Origin of the sequence: Paenibacillus sp. GD4 (assembly GCF_030846225.1) — a bacterium.
GTDB classification, from domain to species: domain Bacteria; phylum Bacillota; class Bacilli; order Paenibacillales; family NBRC-103111; genus Paenibacillus_G; species Paenibacillus_G silviterrae.
In genome coordinates this window covers 23,332-47,579 of the sequence record NZ_JAVCYK010000002.1, presented here as the reverse complement: position 1 = coordinate 47,579, position 24,248 = coordinate 23,332, and the positions used below count along the sequence as shown (strand labels likewise).

21 protein-coding genes are annotated in these 24,248 nt (G+C 51.5%); 14 read left to right on the top strand and 7 right to left on the bottom strand.

The features are described 5' to 3' along the window. Positions 1–55 precede the first annotated feature (55 nt). Positions 56–721, bottom strand: coding sequence for a response regulator transcription factor (locus RAC89_RS23605; protein ID WP_306616209.1), 666 nt, complete (start codon positions 719–721; stop codon positions 56–58). Then, on the bottom strand, positions 690–2,771 hold the full coding sequence (locus RAC89_RS23600; RefSeq protein ID WP_306617742.1) for a sensor histidine kinase: 2,082 nt from the start codon (positions 2,769–2,771) through the stop codon (positions 690–692). Before RAC89_RS23600 ends, RAC89_RS23605 begins: the two co-directional genes overlap by 32 nt. A gap of 199 nt (positions 2,772–2,970) precedes the next feature. Here RAC89_RS23600 and RAC89_RS23595 point away from each other — a divergent pair, with 199 nt between their 5' ends. The 6 genes from RAC89_RS23595 (at position 2,971) to RAC89_RS23570 (ending at position 12,346) form a co-directional block, all read left to right on the top strand. Next, the gene (locus RAC89_RS23595; RefSeq protein ID WP_306616208.1) at positions 2,971–3,651 is read left to right on the top strand and encodes a hypothetical protein; all 681 of its coding nucleotides are present in this window, start codon (positions 2,971–2,973) and stop codon (positions 3,649–3,651) included. A 304-nt stretch (positions 3,652–3,955) separates the two neighbouring features. Then, entirely contained in the window at positions 3,956–4,855 is a 900-nt protein-coding gene (locus tag RAC89_RS23590) for a LysR family transcriptional regulator (RefSeq protein WP_284645379.1), read from the top strand. A 146-nt stretch (positions 4,856–5,001) separates the two neighbouring features. Next, complete coding sequence (gene metE / locus RAC89_RS23585) at positions 5,002–7,290, top strand: 5-methyltetrahydropteroyltriglutamate--homocysteine S-methyltransferase (RefSeq protein WP_306616207.1); 2,289 nt, start codon at positions 5,002–5,004, stop codon at positions 7,288–7,290. 272 nt (positions 7,291–7,562) lie between these two features. After that, positions 7,563–9,452, top strand: a complete 1,890-nt coding sequence (locus RAC89_RS23580; protein ID WP_306616206.1) for an ABC transporter ATP-binding protein — start codon at positions 7,563–7,565, stop codon at positions 9,450–9,452. Positions 9,453–9,623: 171 nt separating this feature from the next. Continuing rightward, entirely contained in the window at positions 9,624–10,742 is a 1,119-nt protein-coding gene (locus RAC89_RS23575; protein WP_306616205.1) for an amidase domain-containing protein, read from the top strand. A gap of 80 nt (positions 10,743–10,822) precedes the next feature. Further along, positions 10,823–12,346 (top strand): oligosaccharide flippase family protein, encoded by a 1,524-nt coding sequence (locus RAC89_RS23570; RefSeq protein WP_306616204.1) that lies wholly within the window; start codon positions 10,823–10,825, stop codon positions 12,344–12,346. On the opposite strand, the gene RAC89_RS23565 is transcribed toward RAC89_RS23570, so the two are convergent. Together RAC89_RS23565 and RAC89_RS23560 are read right to left on the bottom strand one after the other, a co-directional pair. Then, positions 12,343–13,074 carry a polysaccharide deacetylase family protein gene (locus tag RAC89_RS23565; RefSeq protein ID WP_306616203.1) on the bottom strand — a complete coding sequence of 244 codons (732 nt, stop codon included), beginning with the start codon at positions 13,072–13,074 and terminating at the stop codon, positions 12,343–12,345. The genes RAC89_RS23570 and RAC89_RS23565 overlap by 4 nt on opposite strands. Before the next feature lie 92 nt (positions 13,075–13,166). Further along, positions 13,167–13,874: a DUF421 domain-containing protein gene (locus tag RAC89_RS23560; protein ID WP_306616202.1), complete on the bottom strand. Its 708-nt coding sequence runs from the start codon at positions 13,872–13,874 to the stop codon at positions 13,167–13,169. A gap of 143 nt (positions 13,875–14,017) precedes the next feature. Between RAC89_RS23560 and RAC89_RS23555 the strand changes: the two genes are divergently transcribed. Beyond that, complete coding sequence (locus RAC89_RS23555; RefSeq protein ID WP_306616201.1) at positions 14,018–14,494, top strand: ferritin-like domain-containing protein; 477 nt, start codon at positions 14,018–14,020, stop codon at positions 14,492–14,494. Positions 14,495–14,552: 58 nt separating this feature from the next. Here the strand turns inward: RAC89_RS23555 and RAC89_RS23550 are convergent, their stop codons facing one another. Further along, positions 14,553–15,734 carry an NAD(P)/FAD-dependent oxidoreductase gene (locus RAC89_RS23550; protein WP_306616200.1) on the bottom strand — a complete coding sequence of 394 codons (1,182 nt, stop codon included), beginning with the start codon at positions 15,732–15,734 and terminating at the stop codon, positions 14,553–14,555. Between the two features lie 37 nt (positions 15,735–15,771). After that, positions 15,772–16,215: a helical membrane plugin domain-containing protein gene (locus RAC89_RS23545; RefSeq protein WP_306616199.1), complete on the bottom strand. Its 444-nt coding sequence runs from the start codon at positions 16,213–16,215 to the stop codon at positions 15,772–15,774. A 231-nt stretch (positions 16,216–16,446) separates the two neighbouring features. Here RAC89_RS23545 and RAC89_RS23540 point away from each other — a divergent pair, with 231 nt between their 5' ends. The 6 genes from RAC89_RS23540 (at position 16,447) to RAC89_RS23515 (ending at position 21,135) form a co-directional block, all read left to right on the top strand. Beyond that, the gene (locus RAC89_RS23540) at positions 16,447–16,842 is read left to right on the top strand and encodes a zinc ribbon domain-containing protein (RefSeq protein ID WP_306616198.1); all 396 of its coding nucleotides are present in this window, start codon (positions 16,447–16,449) and stop codon (positions 16,840–16,842) included. Positions 16,843–16,975: 133 nt separating this feature from the next. Then, a complete protein-coding gene (locus tag RAC89_RS23535) occupies positions 16,976–17,794 on the top strand; it encodes a hypothetical protein (RefSeq protein WP_306616197.1) in 819 nt (272 codons plus the stop codon). Further along, a complete protein-coding gene (locus RAC89_RS23530) occupies positions 17,794–18,342 on the top strand; it encodes a hypothetical protein (protein WP_306616196.1) in 549 nt (182 codons plus the stop codon). Before RAC89_RS23535 ends, RAC89_RS23530 begins: the two co-directional genes overlap by 1 nt. Before the next feature lie 127 nt (positions 18,343–18,469). Beyond that, positions 18,470–18,985 carry a CBO0543 family protein gene (locus RAC89_RS23525; RefSeq protein ID WP_306616195.1) on the top strand — a complete coding sequence of 172 codons (516 nt, stop codon included), beginning with the start codon at positions 18,470–18,472 and terminating at the stop codon, positions 18,983–18,985. A 231-nt stretch (positions 18,986–19,216) separates the two neighbouring features. Next, positions 19,217–20,221: an AraC family transcriptional regulator gene (locus RAC89_RS23520; RefSeq protein WP_306616194.1), complete on the top strand. Its 1,005-nt coding sequence runs from the start codon at positions 19,217–19,219 to the stop codon at positions 20,219–20,221. A 119-nt stretch (positions 20,222–20,340) separates the two neighbouring features. Continuing rightward, positions 20,341–21,135 carry an SDR family NAD(P)-dependent oxidoreductase gene (locus tag RAC89_RS23515; protein ID WP_306616193.1) on the top strand — a complete coding sequence of 265 codons (795 nt, stop codon included), beginning with the start codon at positions 20,341–20,343 and terminating at the stop codon, positions 21,133–21,135. A 146-nt stretch (positions 21,136–21,281) separates the two neighbouring features. Here the strand turns inward: RAC89_RS23515 and RAC89_RS23510 are convergent, their stop codons facing one another. Then, complete coding sequence (locus RAC89_RS23510; RefSeq protein ID WP_306616192.1) at positions 21,282–23,156, bottom strand: ADP-ribosylglycohydrolase family protein; 1,875 nt, start codon at positions 23,154–23,156, stop codon at positions 21,282–21,284. Positions 23,157–23,282: 126 nt separating this feature from the next. Here RAC89_RS23510 and RAC89_RS23505 point away from each other — a divergent pair, with 126 nt between their 5' ends. Continuing rightward, entirely contained in the window at positions 23,283–24,215 is a 933-nt protein-coding gene (locus RAC89_RS23505; RefSeq protein WP_306616191.1) for an AraC family transcriptional regulator, read from the top strand. The last annotated feature ends 33 nt before the right edge of the window (positions 24,216–24,248 follow it).

The following is a 24,248-nucleotide window of genomic DNA, read 5'->3' as shown; positions in this document are numbered from 1 at the left end:
TAGGCAAAAAGGGGCATTCGCGGGCTGTAACAATGAACAAGCAGAGCCAAGAACACTACCCTTGAAGCTCCCCGCCCAGCCCGGCCTCTCTCGCCAACAAAATCGCTTGTGCGCGATCGGCGACCTGAAGCTTATTCAGGATGTTCGACACATGATTGCGCACGGTCTTCAGCGTCAAGCTCAGCTTCCTCGCGATCTCCGCATTGTCCGAACCGCGGGCGAGCCACTCCAGAACCTCCCGCTCCCGCTCTGTCAGCATCGGAAGCAGCGGATGCGCGGCGGCGGTTTTACCCATTATGCTGTCAAAGTAAAACATCATCTTTCGCGCGATGGAGGAGCTGAAAATCGCTTCCCCGCTGCTGACAACCGAGATCGCGCGGACGATCTCCTGCTTCCGGGCGCCTTTAAGCATGTAGCCGCGGGCCCCCGCCCGCATCGCCGAAAAAACCGAAGCATCATCATCGAACATCGTCAGAATCAGGATGCCGATATGCGGGCTGGTGCGGATGATGTCCCTCGTCGCCTCGATGCCGTTCTTCCCCGGCATGCTAATGTCCATAAGCACGATGTCCGGCTGCTGCTCTTCGGCTAGGCGGACCGCTTCTTCCCCGTCGGAAGCTTCGCCCGCAATTTCGAACTCCGCCACCGAGCTAAGCGAGGAGACGAGCCCTTCCCGAAACATCGGATGATCATCCGCCAATAAGATGCGTATCTTCTCCATAAACAGCCCCTCCCTCCCTTCTCTCCTCCCGCGGGAGGAGTACAACAATTTCCGTTCCTTCCCCGTCCTCCGATCGGATCGTACAGCTTCCCCCCAGCTCCTCCGCCCGTTCCTTCATCGAATGGACACCTACGCCTGCCCGATCCTTCAGCTCACTCCATCCTCGGCCGTTATCACGTATTTGCAGCCGCAAAGCCTGCGGCTCAGCTGCGATTCGGATCGTACAGACAGTGGCTCCAGCATGTCGAACCACGTTAGTTAACGCCTCCTGCACAATGCGATAGACAGCCACCTCAACTGCGGCTGAGAGCAGGAGCTCGCGCTCCGCTCCATCGAGCACGATCCGCAGGCTGCCGCTCTCATACTGCTGCGCCAGCTCCTGCAGTGCAAAAGCGAGGCCGAACTCGTCGAGGGCCGGAGGACGCAGCGCGTACACGAGCCGCCGAATGTCGGCGATCGAGGCCCGCAGCTGCTGTTGGGCCGCCTCGACGGATTGCTTCGCCCGCTCGGGCTGCGTCTCGTGCTGCTGCACCGCCTCGTCGAGCCGCAGCAGTACGCCGGCGAGACCGGAGCCGAGCCCGTCGTGCAGATCCCGTCGCAGGCGGCGTCGCTCCTCCTCGCGGGCGGTAACGAGCCGCTCCCGCGACCGGTGCAGCTCCCGCGTCAGGCGAACCGCCTGTACAGCAATGCTCACTTGGCCGACCAGGTCGCCCAGCACACGGCGCTTCCCCGGCGGCAGCGTTTCCTCGAACCGCTCTACGCCAAGCACCAGCTGTCCTGCAGCCTCGCCTTGCAGCTCGAGCGGAATCATCGTGCAGCCGTTTCCTGACGGATGTCCGTACGCGGCGAGCAGAACCGGCCCCTCGCCGGTGTGCAGCTCGATCGCTGCATACGGGAGCCTCAACGCCTGTGCTGTCTGGTTCACGACCGTTTGCAGCAAGGAGCTATGCGTGAAGGCTCCCTCCAGCCGCTGTGTCAGCTCCGACAAAATGCGGTAAGGGTCGTCTTTCTCCCCATAGACAAGATGATTCACTTCCTTTTGTATCCGCTCCCGCAGGGGATGGAACATCACAGCGACCAATCCGGTAGCCAGCAAAGCTACGATCATATGCACCTTGCCCTGTAGCAATACGCCTAAGGCGCCGACCAGCATAACGTATGCCAGCAGACTCAAGCTGCTGAGTACGATATAGACAAGCGTCCGGTTGAAAGCAACGGAGAGAGGTCTAAGACGCGTTTCGAGCACCGTAATCCCGATAGAAAAGGGCAGTACGAGAAGACCTATATATAGTAAGGTTATCGTAGTCATACTAAGCAGGCCATGGCTGACGAAGATCTCCAGCATACCGAATATGCCGGCTATCGAATAACCTCCGAAGCCGAGGAAGAACCAGACGATTTGACGGCGCTGCTCTGTCGTTGCCCCGTGCCGGTAACGGTAGCCCTGCGCCACAAAAACCAGACCGTGCATAACCAGCATATATGCATTTTTCATCAACGGTCCCCAGCTCACGGTATTCAACAGCGTCAACGAGGGAAACCATAAGGTGATCGCCATCACGATGAGCCAAACCACCGCAGGGACCACCGTCCACCGAGGGAAGAAGCGCCCGTTCGGAAACAAGAACAGAAAGAACAAATACATCGAGCCGAAGCCGTTCAAAAGCAGAAACAGGTTCATGAGGACCGGGGCATCTGCAAATAAGGAATCATCCGTGCTGAAGATCGTGCCTGTTACAACGAGCAGCATGGACGCAATCACCGAGTAATAATCCCGCCAGCCGTATCGATAAACGAGAAAACCGACCATCCATGAGGATAGGTTCTGGATGGCCAAAAGAACGACGATGAAACCGCCGTACAGTCCTGCCGGCAAACCGAGAGACGCAAGCTGTTCAAGCTGAATCGCGTTTAACTGAAGAAAGCTGCTGCATACGTTACCTTCACATGGCTCGGAATATACACTTACACCGAGGATATGGCTGTAGAACGAAACCATGATGGACATCCCCGCCGCAATCCACCATAGGATATGAATCAAAATGCGCACTGCCAATTCCTTTTCCCCCCAGGCTCGAGGACTATTTCTCCAAGTATAGCATGCTCCCGATCCCGATGGTTCAGGAATGTTGGCGCCTGAAGAAGTTCCCGGCCCCGTCGGGAATCCTGCCCTTGTATCCGGGACGGACGGGAAGCTACAATAACGTCCGTTGAGAATATCGCATATCGTCAAAAGGAGTGTGGAGCCCTTGATCTCAGTACCTAACGCGTATTTTCGTTTTAGCGGCTGGATGCTGCTGCTTTCCGGCCTGATCATTACCGTTGTCCAATTTATTCATCTCGAGGATGTGCCCGCCAGTGTGGCGGAATTGTCGTATTTCGTCCCAACGGCGGTGTGGACACATGTGGCGCTGTTCATTGCCGTCACCATGCTGCTGATGGGACTACCCGGACTCTACTTGCGCCAGTCGAAGGGACTGAGATGGTGGGGCTGGCTTAGTTTTGTTATGATATTTATCGTATTTATGTTCGATACAACCCATGCGGTACTGCAAATCTACCAATACCCTGTGCTGTTCGACAATATCACGACCGAGGAACAGTTAAAGGCAACCTCCGACCTCGTGATGAAAATCCAAATGAGCGAAGGCTGGCCGGGCTACTACATGATGAAATTGCTGTTCCCCGTCATGCTTATAGCACTTCCGCTTATGGGAATTGCCATGCTTCGGGCCCGCATTCTCTCCAAATGGCCTGCGATCGTTCATATACTGCTCTTCGCACTGCTGATTGTTCCTACCGAGTCCATGATGAAATTCGTCTTCCCGTTATCCTTTCTGATCTACACATGGTACGGCTGGATTCTTGCCTTTGAGAGTGGAGCGGCCGCTAAACCGGCGGCCCAAGAAGCCGTCACTACCGCAGTATAAAGCATCCGGAAGAAGCCCTTCTACCTAAGAGGCAGTAAGGGCTTCTTTACTCAACCCGGGGCTAGGGCTACGTCCCCAGCTCATCCGGCCGATGCCAGTCTATCTCTCCTCTGGGCCTGCGGCATATCCGTCCAATGACATCATCTGCTGCACGATCAGCTTGCCTTCATAAACTCATTTAGCTTATCAAGATCATTTTATTAAATAGCTTCATCGACTTCACCGGATTTCTTCTCGATTGCGTTTTGTTTATAATGATCGATAGGAGATGAGAGATCAGGAAGCCGGAAGGAGAGAAAGCATTTTGACACTTCAGCAATTGCGGTACGTGATCGAGGTGGCCAAGCAAGGCTCTATCAATGAGGCCGCCAAACGGTTATTTATTGCTCAGCCCAGCCTCTCCAATGCGATTCGAGATCTGGAGGAAGAACTTCAAATCGTTATTTTTGAAAGATCGAACAAGGGAATTCGGCTTTCTCAGGAGGGGGTTGAATTTCTGAGCTATGCCCGCCAGGTGATAGAGCAGGCGGAATTGCTTGAAGCACGCTATCTGGGCACCCAGCCTTCAAGGCAGCATTTCTCCGTTTCGACGCAGCACTATGCCTTTGCCGTGAACGCTTTCGTCCGGCTGGTGCAACAGTATGGGCAGGAGGAATATGAGCTTGCCTTACGGGAAACCAAGACCTACGAGATTATCGAGGATGTTAAGAGCATGCGGAGCGAAATCGGCATCCTGTACTTGAATGAGTTTAACCGAAAGGTCATCCACAAGCTGCTAAAAGAAGCCCGGTTACAGTTTACCGGACTGTTTACAGCCAAGCCCCATATTTTTATCAGCAGCAAAAATCCGCTGGCCAAGCAGCCCATCGTAACGATCGAGCAGCTTCAGCCATACCCTTATTTGTCCTTTGATCAAGGGGAGTATAACTCCTTTCACTTCGCCGAAGAAATACTGAGCACCATGACCCGGCCGAAGAGCATTCGTGTAAATGATCGCGCTACCCTCTTCAATCTTTTGATCGGTTTAAACGGATATACGATTTCGACTGGCGTATTAAGCGCAGATTTGAACGGCAACGAAATTGTCCCTGTGCCCCTAGACCTGGAAGAATCCATTAACGTCGGCTGGATTTCGCATCAAGACCTTTCTCTTTCCAAGCTCGGACTAGCCTATGTGCAGGCACTTCAGCATTTTGTGTCTTAACGGGCTTGCCTGTCGCCGTCGTTATAGTCCAAAGCTATAACCAAGTATAGGGAATGGGAGTTACAGCATAACTGGAAAAACGTGTTATCTTTCTTGTAAACAATTCTTCACAAACCCAAAAATTTAGAGCAAAGGGTGTTTACAAGATGGTACAAAGCAGTGTATTAGGTTACCCCCGCATCGGTACGGACCGGGAATGGAAAAAAGCGCTAGAAGCGTTCTGGTCAGGCAAGCTGGAGGAATCTGAGCTTCACCTTCAGCTTCGGAAGCTTCGTTTAGCCCATCTTCAGAAGCAGCAGGACAAAGGAATTACTTATATTCCCGTCAATGATTTCAGCTACTACGACCACGTGCTCGATACAGCGGCTATGTTCGGTTTGGTTCCGAAACGGTTCCCTTATGGGGGCGGCGTTGTTCCTCTTTCCGTTTATTACGGCATGGCTCGCGGGACCAAGGAAGCCGCCGCTTGCGAAATGACGAAGTGGTTCAACACCAACTACCACTACATCGTCCCTGAGCTTGGCGGAATCACTCCCGTGCTCACCGAGAATAAGCCGCTTCAAGCGTATCGGGAAGCCAAGGAGCAATTGGGCATAGACGGCAAGCCGGTCATTCTCGGACCGTTAACCTTCCTGAAGCTGTCCAAGGGCTACGTCCCAGCTGAGCTGGACGCTTGGCTCGCCAAGCTGCTTCCGCTCTATGTCCAGGTGCTGCAGGAGCTTTCTCGGGAAGGCGTCAGCTGGGTACAGCTCGACGAGCCGATTCTGGTAACGAACCCCGATGAGGCCGACCTACGGCGGCTTAAGACCGTCTATGAGTCATTTGCCTCCTCTGTTCCGGGCCTGCGCATCATGCTGCAAACTTACTTCGAGGCTGCCGACGCTTACCGCGAGCTCATCAGCCTGCCTGTTGCCGGGATAGGGCTTGACTTTGTCCACGGCCTCGCGGGCAACGTATCTTCCCTGCGGACCTTCGGCTTTCCGGCCGATAAGGTGCTGGGAGCCGGGGTTATTGACGGCAGAGGCATATGGAAAGCGGAACTGCAAGAGAAGCTGGCTCTGCTTAACGAAATCGGCGCCTATGTTTCTCCGGAACGGCTCATCATCCAAAGCTCCTGCAGTCTGCTGCATGTACCTGTCACGGTGAAGCAAGAAACCAAGCTGGCGCCCGAATTGCTGGAAGCTCTCTCCTTTGCAGAGGAGAAGCTGGAGGAGATTGTGCTGCTGGCGAAGGCCGTTTCAAGCGGGACGGAAGCCGTAGCCGCCGAACTCGACCGGCACGACCGCGCTGTGCAAACGCTGAAGCGGTCTCCCGAACGCAGCCGAACGGAGATGAAGCAAGCGATCTCGGAGATCAGCCTTGGTCCCTTAGACCGTAACCGTCCCTTTGCTGCAAGACATGCCGCTCAGCAGCGTAAATGGCGGCTTCCGCTGCTTCCGACGACGACGATCGGCAGCTTCCCTCAGTCAGCTGAGGTGCGAAAAGCCCGTCAGCTATGGCGTAAGGGAGATTGGACCGAGAAGCAATATAAAGATTATATCCGGGAGCAGATCGCAAACTGGATTCGGCTGCAGGAAGACATTGGGCTTGACGTGCTGGTACACGGAGAATTCGAGAGGACTGACATGGTTGAATTTTTCGGAGAAAAGCTGGCCGGTTTTGCCTTTACTCAGAACGGTTGGGTGCAATCGTACGGCTCGAGGTGTGTAAAGCCTCCGATCATTTATGGGGACGTTGCCTTTACGGAACCCATGACCGTTGCTGAAACCACATTCGCCCAATCATTGACGGCACGCCCCGTAAAGGGGATGCTCACCGGGCCGATCACCGTGATGAACTGGTCCTTCGTTCGTGACGATCTCCCTCGGGAGGAGATTGCCTACCAGCTGGCTTATGCCCTGCGGCAAGAGGTGGAGGCGCTGGAGAACGCGGGCATCGGCATGATTCAAGTGGATGAGCCGGCCCTGCGGGAGGGGCTTCCGCTGAAGCGGGAAGAACAGGACGCTTATCTGGCTTGGGCTGTCAGAGCCTTTCGTATGACTACCTGTTCGGTACGGGACACTACGCAAATTCACACACATATGTGCTATTGCGAATTCCATGATATGATTCCGTCCATTGAAGCTATGGATGCAGACGTTATCTCCATTGAAACCTCGCGCAGTCACGGAGAGCTTATTCACAGCTTTGAGAGCCATACGTACAAGCTGGGTATCGGGCTTGGAGTGTACGACATTCACAGCCCTCGTGTCCCCTCGGTCAAGGAAATGACCGGCATGATCGACCGTGCCTTGCGTGTGCTGGATCCTCAGCTGTTCTGGATCAATCCGGACTGCGGGCTGAAGACACGAGGCTTGGAGGAAACGTTAGCCTCCTTGCGAAATATGGTGGATGCAACTCGACATGCCCGTGCCAAGCACCAAGTCGTCATCTGATTTGACCTCTCTTTTCAATATAATATGCCTGCCTTGGACCTGGAGGACAATCTCCAGGTCCTTTCAGCTTTTTCAGCAAGCATCGAAATGAATTATAGCTCCGAAGCACAATTGTCCATGGATTCTGAGGATATATTTCATTTTTTTCCAGACATTACTATGATAATGTCTATAGAGGCAAAACGAATCGCTATCGGAAGCAGGTGTTTACTATGAAAAGCACCCTAGAAATGACTCCAGGACCTATCCAAAGACCAAAGAGCAATACGTCCATGCTTCGCAGATATCTCCAGTTCCTGTGGCCTTACCGGATGCGGATTGTGCTAATTCTAGCACTTGGCATCGCCCAATTCGCAAATCCCCTTATCGCGCCGTGGATGACGAAAATTCTCATCGACGATGTACTCCCCGGCAAGGAGGGCTTCTGGACGCTGGGCAAGGTGGTGCTGGCATTGGCCGGTTTGTACTTGTGCGGGATCTGGACCGGCTTCTGGCGCAATACCGCAACCTTTCGTCTCGGGAACCGCATGGTATTCGATATTCGTAAGCAGCTCTACGCCCAGATGCAGCTTCTTTCTCAGCGCTTCTATGACAACAGGCAGGTAGGCAGCATCGTCTCGCGGATTACAAGCGATGTGAACGGCGCCCAGCAGATGGTTAACGGCGGCGTAATCAATCTGATCATCGATCTGTTCCTGATCCTGTTCGCCGGATTCATGTTATTCTCTCTTCATTGGCAGCTCGCCCTGCTGGCACTCTGGATTCTTCCCTTGTATTATTTGACCTTCACGAACCTGAACGTTCGCATTCGGCTATCCTGGCGCTCCGTCCATCGGCAGATGGAACGGATTAACGGTGTACTTGTCGAGCGAATCAGCGGAATGAAGGTTGTGCAAGCGTTTGCACAGGAGCGGAAGGAAATGAATCGCTTCGAGAAGCAAGCCGTACACCATATCGGCTTGGCCAACAAGGCGAATTTGCTATCGCAATCGCTTGGTCGAATCAGCAACATTTTCACACATTCGGGAACCTTAATCACTTGGTTCGTAGGCGGGCTGTTCGTGCTCCAGGGACAGTTAAGCATCGGCGCTTTGGTTGCGTTTCAGGCCTACCTGGGACAAATGTACGGACCGATTCAGCGCTTCGCCGAGGCGAACGCTACGATTCAGAACTCGATGACACATGTGGAGCGAATCTTCGAAGTGCTCGATATGACGCCGGAAGTGGTATCGAAGGAGAACGCCGTCAAGCTCCCCCACTGCGTCGGGAAGATCGAGTTCCATAACGTTTCCTTCACCTATGTCAGCGAATTTCCCGAGAAGCCTAAAGAGGCGGATCCGAATCTGGATCCCGATCTGGTCCAGCCGCTTAAGCCGGAGAAGAGCTTCTACTGGCTTCCGCCTCGGATGAAGCCGCCCCTTCCGCCTATGCGGCAGGAGCTGCGGCCCGCACTGAAGGACATCCATTTTACAGCGATGCCTGGAGAAGTCATTGCCCTTGTCGGTCCGAGCGGGGCAGGCAAGTCGACGCTGGTCAACTTGATTCCTCGCTTCTACGATCCAGATAAAGGAGCGGTTAAGCTCGACGGGATCGATCTTCGGGAATACGATCTATATGACCTTCGCAGGCAGATTGCCGTTGTGCTCCAGGAGAACGTCTTATTCTCCGGCACGATCTACGAGAATATTATGTACGGCGATCCCGAGGCGACCCGGGAGCAGGTCCTGGCGGCCGCCGCGGCTGCGAATGCACACGAGTTCATTACGGATATGGAGCAAGGCTATGACACGATCATCGGGGAACGAGGCGTCCGTCTGTCCGGAGGCCAGAAGCAGCGCATTGCCATTGCCCGCGCCCTGCTCAAGGAGCCTCGCATCCTCATTTTGGATGAAGCGACCTCCGCATTGGATTCGGAATCGGAATCGCTCGTCACTGAGGCGCTGGAGCGGCTGATGAAGGGGCGTACGACTTTCATTATCGCTCACCGCTTATCTACCGTCGTACGCGCTGACCGGATTCTGGTCATTGATCACGGGAAGGTAGTGGAGATGGGCAGCCACCGGGAGCTGCTCAAGCAAGGAGGCCTGTACCGGGAGCTGTATGAGAAGCAGCTGAAGGCCATGAATCCTTGGGAGCTGCAGGCCCCCATGCAGCAGCGATGATCCAGAAAATGATGCCCCGCAGTTCGTTGCTGTGGGGCATCATTTTTTGGGGTTACAAAATTATGTGGTTAACCGGGTTTCAGATCTCCCGTATGATTCAGGTGCTTTTAGGTGAAATTATGTCTGGCTCCCAACAGCCGACAAGCACAGAATGGGATGGAGTGAAACAGATTGAAGATCATTGGGCTTTGGCTGGGGCTCGCCGCATGCTTGATGTTTCCGGGCTTCGCCCATGCCGATACCCCTGAGCAGGATGCGCTCCAAACGGTGATTGAACAGATATATCAACAGCGGGCCGAGGCACTTCTGTTAGATGCTCCGGAACGGATTCAATCCCAATACATGAAAAATGAAAAAATAAGCCAGTATGCGTACAAGCATGAGGTCAAACGGAGTGAATATATTCATGCTTGGGCGGAAAAAAGAGAGGTCCAGTTTGTAGAAATCAAAAGTGATATCCACATTCAGCGGATGAAGGTCGGCAAAAATTCGGCAAAGGTATCCTTATCGCAATCTATGAAGCTTACCTATGCTTATCCCCAACATGTAGGATCGGAACATAGCTTCGGCATCGGTACGAGACATACGTTAGCTCTCGAGAAAGTCGACGGTCAGTGGCGTATCCGCAAGGAATGGTACCTGGATCCTCTGGAAGAAGACCCTAAGCAAATTCCTTTGTGGGTGAAGCTGAAAGAGCAGCTGACCATCGAGGCCGGAGAATCCGAAACCAAACCATCCGAGAAGAAGCATGTCAGATACGACCGGGCCAAAGCGGTGCAATATGCCGATAAATACGCAGGCTTGGCATGGGGAGCAGGAAACAACCACAAGTATAACGGCAAATACAACGATTATACCGGACAGGGCGGAGATTGCACCAACTTCTCCTCACAGGTTTTAGGCGATCCTAAGGAGGGCGGAGGGCTTGGCATGACGGGTTACTGGAGATACCGTCCGGGCTATGGTGGAAGTGAGGCTTGGGTTCGAACCGATTCCCTGAAAAACTTCCTTATCGGCCGAGGTTATGCTCGGGTTGTCGCCCGAGGAACGTACGGACAGGTTTCCAAAACGTCTGCCAAATTCCCTCAAGGAGCTTTTGCCCAGATGAAGCCCGGGGATTTAATTGCCTATGAAATCCATGGAGATATCGATCATTTCTCCGTCCTTACCGGATTTGATCCGCAGGGCTACCCTCTAGTGAACTCACATACCGCAGACCGTTACCGTGTTCCGTGGGATCTCGGTTGGGATAAATCAACGGTATTTTGGCTGATCCATGTGAGAGATTAGAATTGTTGGACATACCTCATTCGGGTTCCGCGTATGCTTACTATATATGGTAATTGCGGAAATGATCTCACTTGCTAAATATGAACCTAGGGAGATTACGCCGAATGAGGTTGTCCACTTCAGCTATCCAATTTGTTACAAGATCGCTTATTATGCTGTGCGTCAAAATACTTGGAGGAATCGTCCGCATACCGATATTTCAGATGCTCGGATCTGAAGGCGTCGGGCTATACCAAATGGTTTATTCTACATATGGGCTTCTCTTTACTATAGCAACGGGCGGATATCCAACAGTCTTGACTCTTCGTACGGCAGGCGATTTTCAAAGAGGCCTTCGATACTTTTGGCTGTCTCTGTTATATCTTGTGCCCTTCCTTGTCATACTATGCTTTCTGATTCATCTAGGAGCAGGCCGGCTTGCTTTATTATTTGATGAACCTCAAATGAGCAGAGCATTTCTTTATTTGTCTCCCGTTCTAGCCATCGTCCCGTTGGTTAATCTGATTCGCGGTTTATTTCAAGGCTTGGAGATGTACGGTGTTGTCGCAGTTTCCGAATTGATCGAGCAAGCGGTTCGGGTCACTGTTATGCTGCTTTTAGTCATAGCGTGGATAAAGGAAAGCCTCCATCAAGCTGTAGGCGGAGCCTTGGTTGGTGCGTGGAGCGGCGCTGTCGCTGCACTTCTTTTTTTATCCATTCTCCTGCTTCGTGAACTAAAAGCCTCTGGTCTCAGCTCCATTGGGGGATGGCATAGCTTTGGCGTGAGCAGCGCTTTCCAATTCGCGAACGAATCCTTAATCATTATGGGGACTCGAATCATCATACCGTTATCCGAGTTTTTGGATGCGCTTATCATTCCGCACCGTCTTCAAGCTTCCGGATTGTCCGTCTCCCAGGCAACTGCCGTTTACGGACAATTTACGGGCATGGCTGCAAGTGTAGTGTACTTGCCGAGTCTAGTAACCGCCTCCTTATCGCATATTTCCGCATCAAAGCTATCTTGGGCTTGGCTTAACAAGAAGAAAGAAAGGTTCCTTCTTCGGGTAGAACGAATGCTTACCCTGGGTTGGTTTTGGGGGCTGGGGTCAGCCTTCTTTATTTGGTATTACCATCATGAGCTGGCCATGATTTTATTTCATAATGCCTCAGCCGGGATCGCGATTGCCTTCCTGAGCATCATGCCCTTGCTTGTGGGGCTCCGGGAGCTGACGACAACGATCCTCTGGGTGATGGGTAAAAGCGCGCATACCATTTACGGATTGGTTGCGGGGCTATTGTGTGCCGTAACGGCCGGTTATACGCTGATTGCCATTCCCGAGCTACGATATATTGGTACGGCTTTGGAGCTAATGGTGCTGGAGGCCGTCTCGCTCGGCTGGAACAGCTTCATTCTATGCAAACATCGTGTTGTATTCTTGCCCTACGCAGCTTTGTTCGCCAAATCGCTTCTGCTGCTATTTGTCTTGTATATCTGCTTCTATTGGTTGGATTCTTTTATCCCGTTTACTTCGTTATCGCCTGAGTTAAACAGCTCTGCCAGAATGCTGCTTTCCTTCCTATTGCTTGGCTTGCTTGTCCTTCTTGCAACGGTGAAAAAACACTAGCGGTTATGCAGGGCTTCACTGCTTTTTCGGTGAGATAACAATTCCGAAACGGTAATAAATCGGTAGTCTCTCTTCTGCAGCTCCGGCAATATTACCTTCAAGGCATCAATTGTTTGTGTAGGTCCCTCGATATAATCGTGAAAAAGCACAATACTGCCGTTGTCCGCATTCTTCAGCACGCGATCGACGATTTTATTTACACCCGGGGTGTCCCAATCCTTCGTATCCAGCGGCCATGACCAGAGCACCATTTTGTACCCTTCCTGATTCACCATCGTAACGAGGTTATCGTTGTAAATCCCGCCGGGCGGGCGGAACAAGGTGGATCGTTTGCCTGTGATAGCGACGATCAGCTGTTCCGTGTCGTTGATCTCTTTTCTCATATCGGTTCGTATACCCATGTATGCATGGCTATACGTGTGGTTCGCGATTTCATGCCCTTCGTCCACTTCACGCCGAAGCAGCTCCGGTGCCGCCTTTATTTTATTCCCCACAACAAAAAAAGTTGCCTTGGCTTCATACTGCTTCAAAAGGTCAAGAATTTGTACCGTATGCTGCGGATGCGGTCCATCGTCAAATGTTAAGGCCACGACCTTCTCTTCGGTGGGTATCTCCCAGACGACTTGACCGGTTTTTTCGTAATAATACCGATCTTTCTTAGGTCCGGCTGCACCGGCAGTCGTAATAAAAATAATAGATAACGACAAAAATAGCACGAAGGTTCTCATCCCATACTCCTTTAGAATCCGAATTTTTCTATGGAATAGAATTACCCAAAACATGAAAAAAACACAGCTTTTGACTGTGCTCCGCGAAATACTCATTCCTTATCGACAGGCATCGTAATTTTCTCTTTATAAAAATCAAAAAACAGCTGTTTTTTCGTTCCCCTTACGGCATAGAAAACGTCCGATACTTGTTTCCCCTGCTGCTCCAGTTCACGCTCGAGCCATTCCCGTGAAATGCCGCTGCTCTCCATATTTTTCTCGATCAGCTGGCCGTCCATGATTAACTCGACCGGAAAGGCTTGCGCCCCCGTTAAAAGCTGAAGATCCTTCTTGGTCACGAACTGGTGTTCTTCCTTCTTGAGAACAGACAGCTTCCCGTTGTCCTCCAGAATGGCAAACTCTACCTCATCCATATTGAACACATTTTTCTCCCGCAGGCCCTGATTCAGAGAGTCCAACGTATATCGGGCTTTCCGCATATTATTCTCCAGGACTTTGCCATCCTGAATCAGCACGGTCGGAGACCCGGAGATCCATCCCCGCAGACCCCGGCTTTTCAAGGCAATCAGTGAAAAAATAAAGGAAGCCAGTGTAAACACCGAAAGGGACAGGAGCAAGTAAGCCCAAGGAATCTTGTTATTAAAAGCCAAATTGGCCGATATAGCCCCTAAGGTTATTCCGGCAACGAAGTCATGGAAGGTCATGTTGGAAATGGTTTGCTTTCCAAGGATCCTGGCGATCAGCAGCAAGAGGATCAGAGAAGTTACCGTTCTTAGTAGAATATCGAGGTAGTCATTCATAGCTCGTCTCCGCCTTGGGTTGGAAGTGTATGCTTAATTCCCATTATGAGTCAGATCTATAGAACTTAATCACCCATGCACCATTCTGGGCTGATGCACATAGATTGCCTTGTATTGAATGACAGAAACTGGAGGATCATTCCATGTATTATGTAAATTCTTATTGGAACAGAGCTGCCTTCGTTCCTATCTGGTCCATCACCACGCAAGAGGCGCTAGAAATGATAAAGGCCTCCGTACAGGGAGAGCGCAACGACGAACTGTTTTACGATCAGTTGATCAAGCTTGCACCGAACCGGGAACAAGCCGACACGATAGCTTCCATAAGAAACGATGAGCGGGGCCATAACCAAATGTTTCGGCAAATGTATAGGGAATTAACCGGACGTGAGGTCACCGGCGTAAGCAATGAGGCTCCGGAGCAGGTTACCTCCTACATCGCCGGTTTGCAGAAGGCACAGCAGGGCGAGCTGGAAGCTGTCGAACGGTATCGTAAAATATGGTTCGGGCTTCCCCATGGAATCTACAAGGATACGGTTTTCGGTATTATTTTAGATGAACTGAAGCATTCGGATAAATATAACAATTTGCTGATACGGAACTTGACTTCTCACAAGTAAAGGCACCACAATAAAGAAACAGGCAGCTGCTCTTGGGTGAGCAGACTGCCTGTTTAGCTTAATGCACCAGTGTAAATAAACCGTTAATATGGGATAAATAGCGAATATTGCTGGCTTCTTTCATAGCGGATGCCGGGAAGCCCTTCAGCTTGGTCTTCGAAGCGCCGATGGTGGCGATGCCGTCCTTGCGTCCCAGGCTGGCGAGGGTTCCCGAGTTCACAGGCTCGAACTTTTGCATGGACGCTTGGCGTACGTATGCAAACATATTGTAGCCTACGAGCTCTCCCATCTGCCAAGCCAGCTGAGCGGTCGGCGGATAAGGTCTGCCCTCTTCGGCCATCATCACAACCGCGCTATCTCCAGCCAAGAAGATGTTGGCATGCGAGGTCGATTGCAGGAACTCATTGACCGTAGCCCTGCCGCGGTTTGTTTCGATGCCGGAAGCCGCAACAATCGGGTTGCCCTGAACGCCGCCTGACCAAACCAAAGTGCCGGTTTCCAGCGTATTGCCGTCCTTGAGGTATACGGTGCTGCCCTTCACTTCCGTTATCGGCACACCCGTAAGGAACGTCACTCCACGCTTCTCCAGGCTTGTTCTTGCGCGGTCAACGAGATCTGCAGGGAAGCCTGCCAGAATGGAAGGACCGGCTTCTACACAGTATAGTGAGATTTCGCTGTAGTCGATGCCCAGCTTGCGGCACATCGCCGGCAGCTCGTCAGCAAGCTCGCCTACCATCTCAACACCGGTCAGTCCGCCGCCGCCGATAACGAAAGTCGCATCCGATTGGTTATGCGTTTGGGCATAGGCTTGCAGCTTTGCCTCGATATGCGCTCGAATCCGGTTCGCGTCACGCACGGATTTAAGAGTAAAGCTGTTTTCCTCCAGGCCCGGAATGCCGAAAAAGGCCGTTTCGCTGCCGAGAGCGACAACCAGCATATCATATTCCAGGGTTCGGCCGTCCTGCAGCAGCACCTTGTTCTGATCCGGTGTGAAGCTCTCCACGTTCTGTACGATAAGGTTCACCGACTTGCCATGAAGCAGCTTCTCCAGAGGCAAAGCAATGGCCTGCTCCGAAATGTTCCCGGCCGCCAAACGATGCAGCTCGGTTACGATCTGGTGGGATGGGATCCGGTTGACAAGGGTGATCGATGCTTCTTCCGGTGTGAAATATTTTCTAGCGGTGATTGCACTAAGCAATCCGCCGTAGCCGCCGCCGAGAATTACGATTTTTTGAGTCATTGAAAAAACCTCCGTCTTATCTCTATTAGTCCGCAGCTTATCGCGCGCTCTCCCGTTCGTTGGCAACCGCTAGATATGCGCGCAGGAACCGAAACAGCTTCTGTGCCTGGGGATCATTCATCATTTTGAGCAGTCCGAACAATCCGATCGAATCCGTTTCATTTTGTGCCCTATCGCTTGCTTCCATAACGGCCGAGGCAATTCCTTTCGCTTTGTCCGCAACGGGCAGGACGATCTCCTCGAAGCCGCCCTTAATGTCCGCAACGAACACCGGGTCCGTTGCCAGCGTGCTTGCCGTTTCATAGACTTGGGCCAGCTTATCTGCTGCTGCAGTCAGTCTAGGAAGATTATCGATGAGGACAAGCAAGGATTGTTGAACCTCCGGCTTGGCCAGTTGAGTCAGCAAACGGGTCAGCCCTTGAGCATCAACCGCCTCAGTGCTGCCAGTTGGTGCTTGGTTCTGTGTTTCTACAGCTTGCATAAGAACACACTCCTATTTCCTATTTGAGTAATAAACGATCCGTATCATGTGATTTAATTCACAATTACTTTATACATAATACGACAGGATACGCCAATCGTCAATAAGAAAGTAGTTCTTTTCACATTTCTTCCTGGGAAAAAACGATTCCATTAGGGAAGGACTTTACGAATCCTGTGTTACATAAACTACTGTAGGAAGAAAAAGACGTCAAGATATGGAGGGGAACCTATGTCTTTCTTTGACAAAATGAAGCAGGGCGCTTCGGAGGCAGCGAAAAAAGCGCAGCAGACCGTGGAAATTACACGGATCAAGGCCTCCATTTTCGCCAAACAAAAGGAGATCGAGCGTCAGTACCAGCTCATTGGGCAGCAGGTCTATCAAGCTTATTCCTCAGGAAGCCTTTCTCTAGCGGAAACGGCTATCGCCTCCGGCGCTGAAGCCATCAAGCTCATTGAGCAGGAAATCAAGCTTCTGGAACACAAAATTGTCGAGGTAAAGAAAGAAAAAGAATGCGTATGCGGCAAGGTCGTGCTGGCCGATACGAAGTATTGTCCCGGCTGCGGTTATAAATTCCCGAATGAGCCGGTCATCATTGATTTGGAGAATCCTTCCCGCGAGCCGTGACTCTCCTTACGACAGGCTATCTCTTGAGGACGATCTCAAGCTGATAGCCTTATTTATGTGCATTCAGCAACAATAAGGAGCGGAGCTTCGTCAGTATTCAGTAGGTAACGAGATGGGTAAAGGAGGGTTCCGGGTGCGAAAATATAAGCTTTCTCTCCTGCTCGTTCTCCTGCTGGCCGTGTGGTCGGGAAGCATCGGTTACTACGAATCGCAGAAGCTGAAGAATCCGATATTCCTGGAGCATTACTATGAGCTGGACGCCTCCTTGTTTGCTCACACAAGCATCTATTATATAGCCAATACGGATATGAAGAAAAAGCCGTACCAATACGAGCTGCCTAACGGAGCTTGGCTGCGTGTTCACCATTCGCTGCCACGGTCGGAATTCGGGAGGCTTCAGGTAATGGAGCAAATTCTTAGTCCCGCTACCTTCGATATGCAGAAAATAACGGAGCCGTACGCCTTTGACCGGATGCGTGTGTATTACACCGACGGGACGGAAGAAGTCGTTTCCATCGGAAGTATAACGATCTTTCCGAATCGCAGCGTAACGGGAGAAAGCCGCATGGAGCAAGCCCATTCGGCGGGCTCATCGGACGGCTCCGGGAGTACCGGATATCGAGTGAAGCAAGCGATAACGCTCCATTCGCTGAAGCTTAGCTTCGAGCGTCAGCTGCAAGGTGTTTTTACTGCGGAGCTGAACGGAAAGGATGCCCTGGATCGTAACGGCTACCCGATGACTCTCCAGCCTGGGGACTACATTGGAATGGAGTATCGTTTCCAGCTACCCCCTATGGATGAACGGCGGCACCATGCTTATCGATTGCGATTGACGCTGCTGGATGCGGAGGGACGGGAGGCGGCATCGCACGGAATCATCGGACAATGGCCTCAGTTCGATAACCGGGAGCTGCTCAGCTACGTTCGCCAGCGAAACGGGGGTCAAGACTAATGCATAGAGCCTTTAACCGATTTGCCTGGGCAATGGTATGGATCCTCATCGATGTCAGAATTTTATTCTTCGATTTGCTGCCCGATCTGGTTGGCTATGTACTTCTATGGAACGCCATCCATCGGGCAAGCCGGGTTCGCAAGGAATATTCCCATGCCCTGCCCTATGCAATTGCCCTAACCTTCCTCTCTGCCGCAGACCTGTTGCCCCTGCTGCCAAGCTCGGGAAGAGATGGGATTATCAGCATTCCTTTATTAACCTACGGAAGTTTGGTACAGTTTCTCATGCTGGCCATGGTAAGCAGGTTTCTCGATGCCGCAAGGAACCATGCAGCGGAGCACGGCGCAGTTGCCTTGGCTCATACTCTGCGTAAACGAGCGAGGTTGTATTTTCTGCTTAGTTCCGTATCTATGCTGCTTGTGCCATTTCTCATTCATCTCCCAGGATATGATTCCCAGTATTTATCCATTCTTATCATTATGCTTGGCAGCATCTCGTTTCTCCTGCTCTTCTTCACGGGACGCCGCGCAGCGAAAGAGTTACTTTAGTACCAATTTTACCATTTACTGTGTTTTTTTAAATAATCTTCATGTAATATAGGGCATACTATTCTCGGAAACGTGATGATCCCTTGCTTCTGCTTGGGCAATATTTCAGAAAAGAAGCGATTGAGACATGGAGATTATTTTTTTTATCGGCTATTTGGGGTGGATTGCAGCGGCGTGGAAATGGGGAGACTGGAAGAATATTAACGATTACATGTCCAGCACCTACTTTTTCATATGCGGCAGCCTGCTCTACTTTTATTTAACAGGGGCTGATATCCTATGGCGATTTGAATCGCCATACTTTCAGTGGAAGCATTCCTTGTTCGAGCTGCTGCTCACCTTTGTAGTATTTCCCTGTGTAACCATTTTGTTTCTGTCTCACTATCCTAACGGACTGCTGAAGCAATTATTATATAATCTAGGATGGGCACTGACCTTTGGTTTCCATGAATGGATCGTCTATAGGATGGGGTTGTTTACCTACTTTAACGGCTGGAGCCTCGGCTGGTCTGTCTTTGTCGACATCCTCATTTTCCCCCTACTGCGATTGAATCAAAAGAAGCCGCTGTATGCGTATCTGCTGCTTATCATTATCAATGCGATGTTCTTTCTAAAATTTGGCCATGTCGAAAAAATGCCTTAAGTGTGGTTCCCTGCTGCAGTTCCTGCATAGGGACAAGCCTCCTGCTCCTTCTCACTTCGCGGTTCCTCGAATGCGTTCAAAAGCACCTTGCGGGATAAACCGTAGGGTGCTAATTGACGTTAATCTGACTGTTGTGTGATAGCGAAGAGTAGATTAGACTGGGAATACTAAGTACAACCAGTCAGCTGGGGTTACCAGACCCCTAATGCATACTATAGGAGGCCCAAGTATATGACCTCACCTACCGCGGACCGTATTGCATTTCCTCCGGGAATTTGGGCAGGATTCCGTCAAATAGGAATAGCCGGCCATGAGATAGCTCGCAAAGCGCAGCTACCCCTTACCATTATTAACGAACCGGTGGTTACCACCGCCCAATATTTTGCGATTTGGCAGGCGTATTCCGAGCTAATGGGTGATACAGCCAAAGGGATCATCCAGCTAGCCACCCTCTTTGAAACTGCGAAGTATCCCCCAACTGTCTTAGCGACTTACCACGCACGCAACTACCGTGATGCTCTAAAGGGAATGGCACGGTACAAACAACTATGTCCGCCCGAGAGCTTAAGCATTTCCGAGGAGGGCGAGCATTGCACGATCGAGCTGGAATGGTTATCTAGCCAACATTCCGGTCCGCCGATGCTGGTTGGGATTACACTGGCATGTTTGATGGAGCTTGGGCGCCGGGGAACCGGTCAATCTTTGAAGGCGAAATACGTAGAATTCGCACACTCAATGGGCGATATTCAGGCCCTTGAAGCTTACTTCGGCTGCCGTATCCGGACCGGTGCCAAGCATAACCGGTTGACGCTGCATCGAAGAGATTTGGATCTTCCCTTCGTTTCTTACAATGAGGAATTGCTGGAAATGTTGACTCCTGCCCTGGACCGATCGCTCGATGAACAGCGGCGCAGCCGCTCCATTCCCGAGACGGTCAAAGGGATTATGAAACGTACCCTCACAGGCGGGCGCCCCGACATTGAGACCGTCGCTAAGGAGCTGAGAATGAGCCCTCGTACCTTGCAGCGCCGACTTACAAACGAGAAGACGAGCTTTAAGCAGCTGTTGACCCAAGCTAGACAAGAGCAGGCACGGGAGTACTTGGCGGACCCATTGCTTGATATTAAAGAAGTGGCTTACTTGCTCGGGTACGAAGACCAGAATTCGTTCTACCGCGCCTTTCGCCTTTGGGAAGGCGATACTCCTTCGAATTGGCGGAGAGCGGCCATTTACTAAGTCTTTTGGCGCGTAAAGCAAGAACTTTGACGCATGACGCTATTTTCTGAACGGTCCAGACAACGTAAAATCATCCTTATCCGGAACGTAAAACAAATTGTGAATTGGAGACATGGATAATGGATATGGATTTAGCCAATAAAACGGCTTTAGTTACAGGATCAACGAGAGGGATAGGCAAAGCCATTGCGATTGAACTTGCCAAAGAAGGGGTTCATGTACTTATTAACGGACGAAACGAGGAAGAGGTAGAACGAACCGTACATGAATTGAAGTCGGATTTTCCGGCTACCTCTCCTCAGAATGCTGCAGCCGATCTTGTTGATCCTGGTCAAAGAGAAACTTTATTTAAAAAATATCCCAAGGTAGATATTTTAGTTAACAACATGGGCATTTATGAAGTACTGCAATACGAGAACATCGACGATGAGGTTTGGGAAAGGTATATCCGTACCAATGTACTTGCAGCCAATGGTTTAACAAAGCTTTACCTGCCTAGCATGCTGAAAAACGATTATGGGCGCATTGTTTTTATTGCAAGTGAAGAAGCAATGATGCCCTCAGGACTCATGCCACAGTATAGTATAACGAAATCCATGCTGCTTTCACTTTCTAAAAGTTTATCGAAACTAACCAAAGGCACGGAAGTTACGGTTAATACAATTATGCCGGGGCCAACGCTCTCCGAGAATGTGCATCAGATCATTGAAGGAATGTACACGAATGAGGACATGACTTTCGAGGAAAAAGAAAAGCAATTTATGTCTGCAAACCTGCCTCAATCGGAAATTCAGCGATTTATTAGGCCTATTGAAATCGGAAGACTAACTACGTTCGTATGCAGTCCTTATGCATCAGCATTTAAAGGCTCTCCTATTCGAATCGATGGGGGAATAGTGCCGACTATTTTCTAACGCGGTGATCCTATGCGTTGTTTACCTCTCCTCCCGTAGAACATTACAAAAAGCAGCATAATCCAATTTGGGAGAGTGCTGCTTTTTCATTGATTTACCTGTGGTTAAAATTTTCCAACAACTTTGTGATTAGCTTGCTTGTAACCTCATCGGTTTGTTCCAAACAGCATATCCGTATAGTAATAAAAAGGTCCCGGAGTTTCGGTATCCCGTGTGGACACCGGCAGGATGTAAGTTTCCAGCGGCACTCCCTCCTTACGCACCTCCACCTCTACCTCATATTCACCGGCAGCGAGAGTCAGCTCGATCCATTGTTCCTTAGGCGCACGGTGATACGCCGGCATGAATGCAGGGATGCTCTGACAGTTAATGACGATCTCATCGTTCAATCTAAGTATGATGGGGGTGTTAGACGCTGCGATAAGTCTGACCTTCCGATCCGACGGATTAATCAGCGTCGTCTTAGCCCGGTATAAACCTTCCGTATCGGTAGCCACGGCCTTCTCCCAATCCAAACGATTGCCGGAGAACTCCGCTTCGACGCCTTCGCTGCCGTCAGGTCCCCATACCGTCCAGCGGGCTGCGCCAACGAGCGCAAACGTCACTTTCTCCGCGGTCCACACCGAGCGGTCGTGTATTCTTGACCAGATGAGGCTCAGCTCATAATACGGAGCCGCTGTCCCTGCGGAAAACACGACGGCATCCCAGACGACCTCCTCGTTTGGCTTTAGCACGACCTCGATGGCCTCCGGCCCCTTCCAGTTTTCCGGCAAATCCATGGAGAGACTTCCCCTCAGGTTAATCTGCGAGCGGTTGATGAGCGTGATTCGCAGCGATTTCTCCTTGTTCACGCCGATCGCCGGTCCTTCCTCTCCGAATTCAAGGACCAGCTCAAGCGCTTCGTTATGAACCGTTCCCTTCGGCAATAAGTAGCGGGTAGAGGTTGCCGATCTGCCCCAGAGTTCCCTTACCTCTTCCAGCGAAAGCTTCCGGCGGCTCATGCAGGTCGGTTCCTCGGGATGCACCACAATGTCCGAATCCCAGGCAGCCAATACCTGCTTACCCATCCGAATCGTACGACGGGTCAGTTCGTCCAGATTGCCCGGGGCCGGGAATCCTTTGATCGGGGGACTCACGACGACGCGATCGCCAACCGGCTTCACCCATTTGTCAGGCAATCCTTCCGGTCCGAGCAGCATGCCCAGAATGGCGCCAAGCGTCGCTGCCGTGCAATCCGTGTCGTAGCCGCAATTGACGGCCTTCAGGATAGCGTCCTCGAAGTCGGTCCCGTACAGCCAGCCGAGAATGGTAAACGCAATATTTTGCGGTGCGTCGGTGAAGTTGTCGCTTCCGTGCACTTCTAGGATCAACGCGCGGGCTTCCGTCCAGCTTTTCCCCTTCCGGTGCCAGCGGAGCAGATCCTGCAGGGCCTTGTAGGTGCGGCACGTAGGGGGAATAAACATCATGCCGATCTCAATCAGCCGGTCGCGGTCCTTCTCGAAGAAAATAGCGCTTTCAATGGCGGCAAAGAACATTTCCCCATAGACCCCTTCACCGCCCGCATGATCGACGATCGCGTCCTGATACGCGTAATACGCGGCCTTCTCCGGTAAGCCTGGCGCCGTCATCGCCCATATTTCCGAACGGATCGGAGAGCCCATGCAGTTCGTGAACGGATTATTGAAGGAGCCGGCTACCGGCGGAATGAGTCCTCTCCGCAGATTGGTCAGCGCGTAACCGTATTCATCGTACGGGAAAAAGATATGCTCCAGCCACTCCTGCCCGAGCTCGCGTGCGGTAAGATAGGGACCGTACTGCTCCAGCGCATGCAGCCAAACCAGCTGAAGATCGAGATCATCGTTTTCGAGCGGACCTTCAGGCAATCTCGGATAGAAGGTCAGCTCAAGCAGCTTCTTGACACCCTCTACGGGAGCGCCAAGCGTGCCCCCGATATTTTTACCGAGCCATCCGCCGTATACGATCCGATAATAGTCCTTTTCATTTATAATATTGCTTTGCATGATCCCCGTCTCCTTCGATTTCGGTTATGATAGAAGCATCCTATTTCGATTATAGAAACGTAGCTTGCGCGAAGCCATGAACACGATTTAGTTTCATCTATTAAAAATATCGGAGGCAGCCATTCTATGTACTATTCCATGTCACGTTTGTCCGTACCGGATGTGAAGTGGGCGGATCTGTTCGATGCGAATGCCAACACCACCTTTTTCAATAAACATTACAATCCTTATTACGAATTGATCGTAGCAGCCGAGGGCACGGTGCATCTGGAAGCCGGGGATAACCGTTTCGTCCTGCAGGCCGGGGATTCCTTATTGCTCCATCCCTGGGAGCAGCATACCGGCTGGAGCCCGCAGGAACGGCAGGGCACCTTCTATTGGACCCAGTTCTCCTGCCATCCCGGCATGAACGAATTCGCCTTACATCAAGCGCCTGACCTTACGATAGTCCATGCCGAACGGACCGAGCTGCGAACGGTCGAATTCAGCCACGAGGATCTGATCATCCTCCCAAGATGGCACCGGTGCCGTCATCGCTACAAGCTGCTTAGCCGGTTCGAGGAGCTGCTGGAAGCCATGAAGGAGCCACGCGGCTATTTTCGCTACCAAAGCACGCTTCACCTAGCCGAAATTCTCGGATTCATCGCCAACGACTTCCTGGAGCAGAGCCATCTGGACACCGATTTTCCGATATCGTATATCACCTTCCGCAGGCTGGTTAACTATTTGAACAATGTCTACGAATCGGACCTAAACAGAGCGAAGCTGGAACAAGCCCAGGGCTATAAATACGAATACCTATGCCAGGTGTTCAAAAAGTATGCCGGCACCACCATGAACCACTATGTTCAGCAGCTTCGGGTTCAACGAGCCAAGCACCTCCTCCGCCATACCGGCAAAAGCGTTCAAGAAATTGCCCAGGAGGTCGGGTATGCGGACCCGTTCTACTTCAGCCGCTTGTTCAAAAAGATCGAGGGAGTGTCCCCGCTCCACTATCGGGAGGACAGGCAGCATTTCAGGAATCAAGCCGATGAAAAAAAGAACAAGCACTCCGACTGAGAGCGCTTGTTCTTACTAATATTCATAAGATTA